At 70.5% G+C, this 10,876-nt stretch carries 11 protein-coding genes; 7 read left to right on the forward strand and 4 right to left on the reverse strand.

The window, feature by feature from the left end:
- The coding region (locus VN520_RS27440) for a LysR substrate-binding domain-containing protein (RefSeq protein ID WP_325749646.1) at window positions 1-838 on the reverse strand (838 nt) is incomplete at its 3' end.
- A 96-nt stretch (window positions 839-934) separates the two neighbouring features.
- On the opposite strand from VN520_RS27440, the gene VN520_RS27445 reads away from it, so the two are divergent.
- The 3 genes from VN520_RS27445 to VN520_RS27455 are packed head-to-tail and all read left to right on the forward strand — an operon-like array spanning window position 935 to window position 4,336.
- Complete coding sequence (locus tag VN520_RS27445) at window positions 935-1,642, forward strand: succinate dehydrogenase (protein ID WP_325749636.1); 708 nt, start codon at window positions 935-937, stop codon at window positions 1,640-1,642.
- Between the two features lies 1 nt (window position 1,643).
- Window positions 1,644-3,593, forward strand: a complete 1,950-nt coding sequence (locus tag VN520_RS27450) for a fumarate reductase/succinate dehydrogenase flavoprotein subunit (RefSeq protein ID WP_325749637.1) — start codon at window positions 1,644-1,646, stop codon at window positions 3,591-3,593.
- The gene (locus VN520_RS27455; RefSeq protein WP_325749638.1) at window positions 3,590-4,336 is read left to right on the forward strand and encodes a succinate dehydrogenase/fumarate reductase iron-sulfur subunit; all 747 of its coding nucleotides are present in this window, start codon (window positions 3,590-3,592) and stop codon (window positions 4,334-4,336) included. Before VN520_RS27450 ends, VN520_RS27455 begins: the two co-directional genes overlap by 4 nt.
- Before the next feature lie 43 nt (window positions 4,337-4,379).
- Here VN520_RS27455 and VN520_RS27460 read toward each other — a convergent pair whose 3' ends face one another.
- Both VN520_RS27460 and VN520_RS27465 read right to left on the reverse strand, forming a co-directional pair.
- Entirely contained in the window at window positions 4,380-6,806 is a 2,427-nt protein-coding gene (locus VN520_RS27460; protein WP_325749639.1) for an excinuclease ABC subunit UvrA, read from the reverse strand.
- 96 nt (window positions 6,807-6,902) lie between these two features.
- Window positions 6,903-7,094: a DUF6381 family protein gene (locus VN520_RS27465; protein ID WP_325749640.1), complete on the reverse strand. Its 192-nt coding sequence runs from the start codon at window positions 7,092-7,094 to the stop codon at window positions 6,903-6,905.
- 206 nt (window positions 7,095-7,300) lie between these two features.
- Here VN520_RS27465 and VN520_RS27470 point away from each other — a divergent pair, with 206 nt between their 5' ends.
- Together VN520_RS27470 and VN520_RS27475 are read left to right on the forward strand one after the other, a co-directional pair.
- The gene (locus VN520_RS27470) at window positions 7,301-7,627 is read left to right on the forward strand and encodes a plasmid stabilization protein (RefSeq protein WP_325749641.1); all 327 of its coding nucleotides are present in this window, start codon (window positions 7,301-7,303) and stop codon (window positions 7,625-7,627) included.
- Window positions 7,628-7,699: 72 nt separating this feature from the next.
- Window positions 7,700-8,188 carry an LNS2 domain-containing protein gene (locus VN520_RS27475; RefSeq protein WP_325749642.1) on the forward strand — a complete coding sequence of 163 codons (489 nt, stop codon included), beginning with the start codon at window positions 7,700-7,702 and terminating at the stop codon, window positions 8,186-8,188.
- Between the two features lie 39 nt (window positions 8,189-8,227).
- On the opposite strand, the gene VN520_RS27480 is transcribed toward VN520_RS27475, so the two are convergent.
- Window positions 8,228-8,443, reverse strand: a complete 216-nt coding sequence (locus tag VN520_RS27480) for a dodecin (RefSeq protein WP_325749643.1) — start codon at window positions 8,441-8,443, stop codon at window positions 8,228-8,230.
- Between the two features lie 204 nt (window positions 8,444-8,647).
- Here VN520_RS27480 and VN520_RS27485 point away from each other — a divergent pair, with 204 nt between their 5' ends.
- The gene (locus tag VN520_RS27485; protein ID WP_325749644.1) at window positions 8,648-9,904 is read left to right on the forward strand and encodes an extracellular solute-binding protein; all 1,257 of its coding nucleotides are present in this window, start codon (window positions 8,648-8,650) and stop codon (window positions 9,902-9,904) included.
- A gap of 174 nt (window positions 9,905-10,078) precedes the next feature.
- The coding region (locus VN520_RS27490; protein WP_325749645.1) for a GNAT family N-acetyltransferase at window positions 10,079-10,876 on the forward strand (798 nt) is incomplete at its 3' end.

Genomic DNA, 10,876 nt, shown 5'->3' on the forward strand with positions numbered 1-10,876 from the left:
GCGCCACGTCGGTGCGGTGGGCCAGGGCGATGGTGCGGTGCGCCCAGCCGGTGCCGTCGAGCCGGATCGCGCGCAGGCCGGGGTGCCCGCCGGCGAGGACCAGGGACGGGACGATGGTGACGCCCAGGCCGCGCTCCACCATCCGCAGCACGGCGTCCATCTCGCCGCCCTCCACCGTGAACGACGGCTCGAAGCCCTCGGCCCGGCAGGCGGCGACGGTCAGCTCCCGCAGGTCGTAGCCGTGCCGGAACATCACCAGCGGCTCGTTCTCCAGATCGGCGACGCGCACGGAACCCTTCCGTCCGGGGGCGGGCCGGGAGGCCGACGAGACCACCACGAGGTCCTCGTGCAACAGCTCCACCGTGGTCAGCGCGGGTGAGGCGGCGGGCAGCGGCAGTACGAGCAGCGCGAGATCCAGGGCGCCCCGGGCCAGCTGCCGTACGAGGTCGTGGGAGCCGCCCTCCTCGATCAGCAGCTGGATCCCGGGGTGGGCGCCGTGGAAGGCGCGCAGCACCTCGGGCAGCAGGCCCGTGCAGACACTCGGGGTGGCGCCGAGCCTGATCCGCCCCCGGCGCAGCTGCACCAGCTCCTGCACCTCGTGCCGCGCGGTGTCGGCGTCCGCCAGGATCCTGCGGGCGAGCGGCAGCAGGGCCTCACCCGCGTCGGTCAGCGCGATGTTGCCGCGCGCCCGGCTGAACAGCTCGGCACCCAGCTCGTTCTCCAGGGCCTTGATCTGCTGGGAGAGCGAGGGCTGTGACACGTGCACTTCCTCGGCGGCCCGGGTGAAGTGCCTGACCTCGGCCACGGCCACGAAATAGGCGAGCTGCTGGAAGTGCATGCAGCCGACGATACCGGGCTCCATAGTGACAGCCTATGGAGATCAGTCATTTCATGTCTTGGACTGATGATGCCCTCCGCCTCTAGCGTCGTGTCCATGGCATTGGCAACGCGGGCGGACCGACGGCCGTCCATGACGCGTACGCTCTGGGACTCGTCCGTCGGCAAGAAGACGATCATGGCTGTGAGCGGCCTGGTCATGCTCGGTTATCTGGTGGCCCACATGCTGGGCAACCTGAAGATCTTCTTCGGATCCGACGAGTTCAACCACTACGCGCACTGGCTCAGGACCCTCGGCGAGCCCTTCCTGCACCACGAGTGGGCCCTGTGGATCGTCCGTGCGGTGCTCGTCGCGGCCGTCGTCCTGCACGCCGTCTGCGCGTACCAGCTGAGCCGCCGTGACCTCAGGGCGCGCCCCACGGCGTACGTCCACAGGAAGGCGCGCTCCAGCTATGCCACGCGCACCATGCGCTACGGCGGCGTCATCCTCGCGCTGTTCGTCGTCTGGCACATCCTGGACCTCACCACCGGCACCGTGCACACCGGCGGATTCCAGTCCGGGCGCCCCTACCAGAACGTGCTCGACACCTTCTCGACCTGGTACGGCAACGTCATCTACATCGTCGCCGTGCTCGCCCTGGGACTGCACGTCCAGCACGGGTTCTGGAGTGCGGCGCAGACCCTCGGCGTGGGAAGCGCGACCCGGGACCGCGTACTGAAGACCCTCGCCAATGCCCTCGCAGTGGTGCTGACGGCCGGCTTCGTCTCCGTGCCCGTCGCCGTGATGACCGGAGTGGTGAGCTGACATGAGCGACTACACGAACTACCGCACCGGCGAGCCGGCCGTCGACGCCAAGGCGCCCACGGGCCCGGTGGCCGAGCGCTGGGACACCCGGCGCTTCCAGGCCAAGCTCGTCAACCCCGCCAACCGCCGCAAGCACACCGTGATCGTCGTCGGGACCGGTCTGGCGGGCGGCTCGGCCGGCGCGACGCTCGCCGAACAGGGCTACCACGTCGTCCAGTTCTGCTTCCAGGACTCACCCAGGCGGGCCCACTCCGTCGCCGCGCAGGGCGGGATCAACGCGGCCAAGAACTACCGCAACGACGGCGACTCGGTCCACCGTCTCTTCTACGACACGGTCAAGGGCGGCGACTTCCGCGCCCGTGAGTCCAACGTCCACCGCCTGGCCGAGATCTCGGTGGAGATCATCGACCAGTGTGTCGCCCAGGGCGTCCCCTTCGCCCGTGAGTACGGCGGCCTCCTCGACAACCGTTCCTTCGGCGGCGTCCAGGTCTCCCGGACCTTCTACGCCCGCGGCCAGACGGGGCAGCAGCTCCTCCTCGGCGCCTATCAGGCACTGTCCCGCCAGATCGCCGCGGGCAACGTGGAACTGCACGCCCGCACCGAGATGCTCGACCTGATCGTCGTCGACGGCAAGGCCCGCGGCATCGTCGCCCGCGACCTCGTCACCGGGAAGATCGACACTTACTTCGCCGACGCCGTGGTCCTGGCCAGCGGCGGCTACGGCAACGTCTTCTACCTGTCGACGAACGCCATGAACTCCAACGCCACCGCGATCTGGCGCGCCCACCGCCGCGGCGCCTGGTTCGCGAACCCCTGTTTCACCCAGATCCACCCCACCTGTATCCCGCGCACCGGCGACCACCAGTCGAAGCTGACGCTGATGAGTGAATCGCTGCGCAACGACGGACGCATCTGGGTCCCGAAGGCCAAGGGCGACGACCGCCCCGCGAACCGGATCCCCGAGGACGAGCGGGACTACTACCTGGAGCGCATCTACCCCGCGTTCGGCAACCTCGTGCCCCGCGACATCGCCTCCCGTGCCGCGAAGAACGTGTGCGACGAGGGCCGCGGTGTCGGCCCCGGAGGCCAGGGCGTCTACCTCGACTTCGCCGAGGCCATCGCGCGCATGGGCAGGCGGAAGGTCGAGGAGAAGTACGGCAACCTCTTCGACATGTACGCGCGGATCACCGCGGAGAACCCGTACGAGACGCCGATGCGCATCTACCCCGCCGTGCACTACACGATGGGCGGCCTCTGGGTCGACTACGACCTCCAGACCACGATCCCCGGCCTCTTCGCGATCGGAGAGGCCAACTTCTCCGACCACGGTGCCAACCGCCTCGGCGCATCCGCGCTGATGCAGGGTCTCGCCGACGGTTATTTCGTCCTGCCGTCGACGATCAACGACTACCTGGCCCGCCACCCGCACACCGAGGAGATCGACGCCGGCCACCCCGCGGTCACCGAAGCCGTCGCCGAGACCGAGGACAGGATCAACCTCCTCCTCTCCGTCGACGGGGACCGCACCCCGGACTCCTTCCACCGCGAGATCGGTGAACTCATGTGGGAGTTCTGCGGGATGGCCCGCACCGAGGAAGGGCTCCGCAAGGCACTGCAACGGATCCCGCAGATCCGCGAGGAGTTCTGGCGCCGCATCAAGGTGCCCGGCACGGGCACCCAGTTCAACCAGTCGCTGGAGAAGGCCAACCGCGTCGTCGACTACCTGGAGCTCGCCGAGCTCATGTGCCTCGACGCACTGCACCGTGCCGAATCCTGCGGCGGCCACTTCCGCGAGGAATCTCAGACCCCGGACGGCGAAGCCGCCCGCCGGGACGAGGAGTTCTCCTACGCCGCGGCCTGGGAGTTCAGCGCCACCGGTGACGCCCCCGTCCTGCACAAGGAAGACCTCGTCTTCGAGTACGTCCACCCCACCCAGCGGAGCTACGCATGAAGCTCACCCTGCGCGTCTGGCGCCAGCAGAACGCCGAGGCGCCCGGCGCCATGGCCACGTACGAAGTCGGCGGCATCTCGCAGGACATGTCGTTCCTGGAGATGCTCGACACCCTCAACGAGGAGCTCATCCTCAAGGGGGACGAGCCCGTCGCCTTCGACCACGACTGCCGTGAAGGCATCTGCGGCGCGTGCAGCCTCGTCATCAACGGCGACGCCCACGGTCCCGAGCGGACCACCACCTGTCAGCTCCACATGCGGTCCTTCAGCGACGGGGACACCATCGACGTCGAGCCGTGGCGTGCCTCGGCCTTCCCGGTGGTCAAGGATCTCGTCGTCGACCGCTCCTCCTTCGACCGGATCATCCAGGCCGGCGGATACATCTCCGCACCCACCGGCACCGCGCCCGACGCGCACGCCACTCCCGTGCCCAAGCCGGACGCCGACTCGGCCTTCGAGCATGCCGAGTGCATCGGCTGCGGCGCCTGCGTCGCCGCCTGCCCGAACGGCTCGGCGATGCTCTTCACCTCCGCCAAGGTCAACCACCTCAACGTCCTCCCCCAGGGAGCGCCCGAGCGGGAGACCAGGGTGCTCGACATGGTCGCGACCATGGACGACGAGGGTTTCGGCGGCTGCACACTCACCGGTGAGTGCGCCACCGCCTGCCCCAAGGGCATCCCGCTGCCCTCGATCACCGCGATGAACAAGGAGTGGCTGCGCGCCAACCGCAAGGTGCGCCGCTGATCCTGCCGGCCGCGGGGAGCCGGCGCCGGCTCCCCGCGGGGGGTCAGCCCGTCCGCAGCGCCTTCGCCAGGTACGCGGCCGTACGGCTCCCCGCGGCGCGGGCGACCTCCCGGGGCGTGCCGGTGGCCACGATCCGGCCGCCCCGGTCCCCACCGCCGGGCCCCAGGTCGATCACCCAGTCGGCACCGGCCACCACCGCCATGTCGTGCTCCACGACCACCACCGTGTTCCCCGCGTCCACCAGACCGTGCAACTGCCGCATCAGCACCTCCACATCGGCCGGATGCAGGCCCGTCGTCGGCTCGTCCAGCAGATAGAGCGTGTGCCCCCGCCGGGCCCGCTGCAGCTCCGTGGCCAGCTTGATCCGCTGCGCCTCACCACCCGACAGCTCCGTCGCAGGCTGCCCCAGACGCAGATAGCCGAGCCCCACGTCCAGCAGGGCCCGCAGACTGCGTTCGGCCGCCGGAGTGCCGGCGAGAAAACCGGCCGCGGCCTCCACCGTCAGGTCCAGCACCCCGGCGATCGTGAGACCGCGCAGGGTGACTTCGAGGGTCTGCGGGTTGTAGCGGGCACCGTGACAGTCCGGGCAGGGCGCGTACGTACTGGGCAGGAAGAGGAGTTCGACCGAGACGAACCCCTCGCCCTGACAGGTCTCGCACCGCCCGCCCGCCACATTGAACGAGAACCGGCCCGCCCGGTACTTCCGGGCCCGTGCCGTCCCCGTGTCCGCGAAGAGCTTCCGTACGACGTCGAACAGCCCTGTGTAGGTGGCCAGGTTGGACCGGGGCGTACGGCCGATGGGCTTCTGGTCGACCTGCACGAGCCGGTCCACCGCGTCCAGGCCCTCCGCCGACGTGCAGCCCCGTGCCACCGGGACGGTCATGTCCTGCGCCGCCTCCGCCGGCCGCCGGTCGGCGAGCACCCCGGCCAGCACCCGCCCGGCAAGGGTCGACTTGCCCGAGCCCGACACACCGGTGACCGCGGTCAGCACACCGAGCGGGAAGGCGGCGTCGACGCCCCGCACATTGTGCAGGTCCACCTCACGCAGCGTGATCCACCCCGAGGGGGTGCGAGGCTCGCGCACCGGCGCCGGCCCCTCACCGAAGAGGAACCGCCGGGTCGCGGATCCGCTCACCCCGGCGAGGCCGGCCGGAGGGCCGCTGTGCAGGATCCGGCCCCCGTGCTCGCCCGCCAGCGGGCCCACATCCACCAGCCAGTCGGCCTGCCGCACCACATCCATCTGGTGTTCCACCACGAACACCGAGTTCCCCGCCTCCTTGAGCCTGCCGAGCACGCCGAGCAGTGACTCCGTGTCGGCGGGGTGGAGACCGGCCGACGGCTCGTCCAGGACGTAGACGACGCCGAACAGCCCTGACCGCAGCTGCGTGGCGAGCCTCAGCCGCTGCAGTTCGCCCGAGGACAGGGTCGGAGCGGTGCGGTCGAGACTGAGATAACCGAGGCCCAGCTCGGCGACGGGGCCGATCCTGGCCAGCAGGTCGGCCGTCAGCACCCGTGCCGTGCCGCTCCCGCCGCCCGCCTCCAGCAGGACCTCGGTGAGGGCGGTGAGGGGGAGCGAGACGAGATCGGCGATCGTCCGGCCGGCGAAGGTGACCGCCATGGCCTCCGGCCGCAGCCGGCTGCCGCCGCACACCGGACACGGCGCGCTGGTCAGGAAGCGCTCCGCCCTCGCCCGCAGCGTCCGGCTCCTGGAATCCGCGAACGTGCGCATCACGTAGCGGCGCGCGCTCATGTACGTCCCCTGGTAAGGACGCTGGATCCTGCCCGCCTCGCGGACCGGATGGACCGTGACCACCGGCTGCTCGTCGGTGAACAGGATCCATTCACGGTCCGCCGGTTCGAGATCCCGCCACGGCCGCTCGGTGTCGTGACCGAGAGCGTCCAGCACATCGCGCAGGTTCTTGCCCTGCCAGGCTCCCGGCCAGGCCGCGATCGCTCCCTCCCGGATCGACAACGACGGGTCGGGCACGAGCAGTTCCTCGGTGGTGCGGTGGATCCGCCCCAGGCCGTGGCACTCGGGACACGCCCCGGCAGCCGTGTTCGGCGAGAAGGAGTCGGAGTCGAGCCGCTCGGCACCCGGCGGATAGTCACCGGCGCGCGAGAAGAGCATGCGCAGGGAGTTGGACAGCGTGGTGACCGTGCCCACCGACGAGCGCCCCCCGGGAGCCGACCGGCGCTGCTCCAGTGACACGGCGGGCGGCAGACCGGTGATCTCGCCCACGTCGGGAGCCCCGACCTGGTGGATCAGCCGGCGGGCGTAAGGGGCGACGGACTCGAAGTAGCGGCGCTGCGCCTCCGCGTAGATCGTCCCGAATGCCAGGGAGGACTTCCCTGAGCCGGAGACGCCGGTGAAGACCGTGAGGGTGTCGCGCGGGATGTCGACGTCCACATCGCGGAGATTGTGCTCGCGCGCGCCGCGCACCCGGACGTACGGATCATGGGGGGTGGACATCGGTGGTACGGCTCCGTGAGGGGTCGGCGGGGTGGGCATGCTTCTGCCGGTGGTCCTCCCGCACGCGTGAGGACCACCGGCAGCTCGGCCCGGGGCCTACACCATCGGGTCCATGCCCCGGTCATTCATGGAGCTCTCCTTCTCGCTCTGCTCCCGCAGGCGGCGGGCCTTGTCCCGGAGCCGCTGCCGCTGCTCCGGGTCGGTGGCGCGTTCCGCCGCCTCGTTCAGCTCCTGTGCCTTGGCACGCAGCTGCTGGGCGCGGCCGCCGGACTCACCTGCAACGCTCATGATCACTCCTGGATCCGTGGGGGAGCGGACCCCCTCAGCGAAGCAGCGCCGGGGCCCGTCTGCATCTCGAACGGCCACGCTCCGCGACCCGCGCGGCCGGACACCGTGCCCCGTTCGGCCTCCTCGCCCGGCAGGCGTAGGCGCCGGGGTGTGGGGTAGTGGGAGCGGCGGTGCGTCATCGCCGGCGAACAGCGAGGAGAAGTGTCATGCCCGCAGGATCCAGCCCCAAGCGCGAACGTCAGTACGAGCACATCAAGGAGGGTGCCGAGAAGCGCGGCACGCCCACGAAGCGCGCCAAGGAGATCGCGGCGCGTACCGTCAACAAGGAGCGGGCCCGCTCGGGAGAGTCCGGGACCGCGAGCCGGTCGTCCCTCCGGGACCCCGAATCGGCATCCGAGCGCGGTGGGCAGCGCTCCCGCAGCGGAGCGCAGGGGCCGACGAGGGACCAGCTGTACGAGGAGGCCAAGAAGCGCAACGTCGAGGGCCGGTCCTCGATGAACAAGGAACAGCTGCGCAAGGCACTCGGTCGCTGAAGGCCGGAGACCGGAGCGGAGGAGCCCGTCCTCGTCCTCTCTTCCCGGCGGTTCCCTGCCGGGGTGGGCGCCGTGAGTGACGACACCCGGCCGCTGGCCGTTTTCGACCTGGACGACACGCTCGCCGACACCGGCCATCGGCAGCACTTCCTGGAGGGTGCGCGGCGCGACTGGGAGGGCTTCTTCTCGGCGGCTCCCCACGACCCCCCGCTGGAGGCGGGCGTGAGGCTGGTGCGGGCGACCGCCGGCGAGTGCGAGATCGTGTATCTGACCGGCAGGCCCGAGAAGTGCCGCAGGGACACCCTGGCCTGGCTGGAGCGGCAGGGCCTGCCGAGGGGCAGCGTCCACATGCGGCGCGACGCCGACCGGCGTCCGGCCCGCCGTACCAAGCTGGAGATCCTGGAACGACTGGGCCGGGAACGCGAGGTGCGCGTCCTCGTCGATGACGACGAGCTGGTGTGCGACGCGGCCGAACGGGCCGGGTTCACGGTCGTACGTGCCCGATGGGCCCTCGCCCCGCCGTCACTGAAGGACGCGCAGGAGCGCGAGGGGCGTACCTGAGCCGGGGCCCCGCAGCCGTGTCCCCGGCCGGCGTGCCGGTCAGGCGTTCTCGTCGAGCCGGAAGCCGACCTTGAGCCCCACCTGGTAGTGGGCGATGCGGCCGTTCTCGATATGGCCGCGGACCTGCGTCATTTCGAACCAGTCGAGATTGTGCAACGTTTCGGAGGCTCTTGCGACGCCGTTCCGGATCGCCGCGTCCAGGCCCTCCTCGGAGGTTCCTACGATCTCGGTGACCCTGTAGGTGTGATTGGACATCTAATGTCTCCTTTCGTGGTTCCACGGTGCCTCACTCCTCGTCGGCGCGCGAGGTGTCCCGGTCGGTGGCCTGTGGCCGGAAGGGCTTGACCTGTGGATTGGTCCATACCAAAATCCCGGCCATGCACCCGTGCGAGCGCCGCCCGCAGTCCCCCCATCCGGGTCCTGTCATGCCGTCGTGCCGTTTCGCAGAAGGTGACTCCCGTGAAGATCCGCATACTGGCCGGAGCCGTCGCGCTCGTTTCCTCCTTCGTACTGAGCGGCTGCGGGCACATCCCCGGCACAGGCGGAGCCGACAGCAGCACGGTGACGGTGTGGCTGATGAAGGGCAGCGCCTCCCAGGACTTCGTGGACCGCTTCAAGGAGTCGTACGAGGCCGAGCACCCCTCGGTCGAACTGGAGTTCATCCTCCAGGAGTGGGGCGGCATCGGCCCCAAGGTCCTCAAGGCGATCGAGGGTGACGACGCACCGGACGTCATCGAGGTCGGCAACACCCAGGTCGCCCAGTACGCGGAGAGCGGCGAACTGCGCGACCTCACCCTGGAATCGATGCGCGACCTGGGCGGGGAGGACTGGCTGCCGGGACTCGCGGAACCGGGCAAGGTCAACGGCGCGCAGTACGGAATCCCCTGGTACGCGGCCAACCGCGTCGTGATCTACAACAAGGACCTCTTCGCACAGGCCGGCATCACCCAGCCCCCCAGGACCCGTGCGGAGTGGGTGGACATCAGCGAGAGACTGGACACCGCCGGCCGGCAGGGCATCTACCTCGCCGGGCAGAACTGGTACGTACTCGCCGGCTTCGTCTGGGACGAGGGCGGAGAGCTCGCCGACGACAGCGACGGCGACTGGCAGGGCGCACTCGACTCGCCCGCCGCGCTGCGGGGGATGGACTTCTACAAGACGCTGCAGGCGCTCGGCAACGGCCCCGTGGACGCCGACGAACAGTCCCCGCCGGAGACCGACGTGTTCGCCGGGGGCAACGTCGCCCAGATCATCTCCGTGCCCGGAAGCGCCGCGCTCATCGAACAGCAGAACCCCGGACTCAAGGGGAAACTCGGTTACTTCCCCATTCCCGGCAAGAGCGCGAAGAAGCCGGGCGCGGTCTTCACCGGAGGGTCCGACCTGATCGTGCCGAAAGACGCCGGCCAGCGGGGGGAGGGCATCGAGGTCGTCAAAGCCCTCGCAGGGGAGAAGTGGCAGACGGAGCTCGCCCGGGCCATGAGCTACGTGCCCAACAAGCCGGCCCTCGCGCGTGCCGTCGAAGGCCAGGAGGGCACCTCCGCGATGGCGGAAGGAGCCACCGAGGGCCGGGCCACCCCCAACTCGCCCCACTGGCCGGCCGTCGAGGCGGACAACCCCATCAAGCCGTACATGACGGCAGTGCTGGAGGGTGGCGACCCGGCGGAAGAGGCGAGGAAGGCGTCCGACCGCATCACCTCCCTGCTGCTCACCGGCTGACCGGCAGCGGAGGACCGCGGGCCCCGCGATCCGGGGGATTCAGCCGTCGCACATCCCCGCGCTCCACAGCGGTCATGTCGAATCCAGCCGGTCACGGAAGAAGTAAGGGGCCGGGACGTCGCACTCCCGCGACAACCCGGCAGCCGCCCCGCTGATCCGTCCCCGGAGACCGCCATGACCGTGCTGCCCCTCGCCTCACCCACCCCCGCACCCGCCGGTGCACCCGTGCCGCGTCCGGCCCCTGCCGCCGCTCCCTCCGGCTACCACGTCTCCCTCGCCACCGGCCAGGAGGACGTACGCGCTGCCCAGCGCCTGCGGCACCTGGTGTTCGCCGGGGAACTCGGTGCCCGGCTCGACAGTGCCGAACTCGGCCTCGACACCGACGCCTTCGACGCGTACTGCGACCACCTGCTGGTACGTGAGGCCGCGACCGGAGACGTCGTCGCCACCTACCGGCTGCTTCCGCCCGAGGGAGCCAGGCTCGCCAGCGGTCTCTACGCGGAGAGCGAATTCGACCTCGGGCGCCTCGATCCGATCCGCGACGACCTCGTCGAGGTGGGCAGGTCGTGTGTCCACCCCGCCCACCGGGACGGTGCCGTCATCGCCCTCATCTGGGCCGGACTCGCCCGCTACATGGAGCGCACCGGCTACACCTGGCTGGCCGGCTGCTGCTCCGTACCCCTCGCCGACGGAGGGGCACTCGCCGCCAGGAGCTGGGACACCGTACGGACCCACAACCTGGCCCCCGAGGAGTACTGGGTCACCCCCCACCGCCTCTGGGACACCACCGGCCACCCCGGCGGTGGCGCGGGCGGCCGCGCCGGACTGCCGCCGCTGCTGCGCGGCTATCTGCGCCTGGGCGCCTGGGTCTGCGGAGCCCCCGCACACGACCCGGACTTCGACGTCGCGGACCTCTACGTCCTGCTCTCGATGCACCGCACCGACCCGCGCTACCTGCGCCACTTCCTCTCG

Source organism: Streptomyces sp. (assembly GCF_035563135.1).
Lineage (GTDB): Bacteria > Actinomycetota > Actinomycetes > Streptomycetales > Streptomycetaceae > Streptomyces.

Coding starts and splice junctions, on each gene's coding strand:
- VN520_RS27445 (WP_325749636.1), top strand. CDS start 935: ATGGCATTGGCAACGCGGGCGGACCGACGGCCGTCCATGACGCGTACG.
- VN520_RS27450 (WP_325749637.1), top strand. CDS start 1,644: ATGAGCGACTACACGAACTACCGCACCGGCGAGCCGGCCGTCGACGCC.
- VN520_RS27455 (WP_325749638.1), top strand. CDS start 3,590: ATGAAGCTCACCCTGCGCGTCTGGCGCCAGCAGAACGCCGAGGCGCCC.
- VN520_RS27460 (WP_325749639.1), bottom strand. CDS start 6,806: ATGTCCACCCCCCATGATCCGTACGTCCGGGTGCGCGGCGCGCGCGAG.
- VN520_RS27465 (WP_325749640.1), bottom strand. CDS start 7,094: ATGAGCGTTGCAGGTGAGTCCGGCGGCCGCGCCCAGCAGCTGCGTGCC.
- VN520_RS27470 (WP_325749641.1), top strand. CDS start 7,301: ATGCCCGCAGGATCCAGCCCCAAGCGCGAACGTCAGTACGAGCACATC.
- VN520_RS27480 (WP_325749643.1), bottom strand. CDS start 8,443: ATGTCCAATCACACCTACAGGGTCACCGAGATCGTAGGAACCTCCGAG.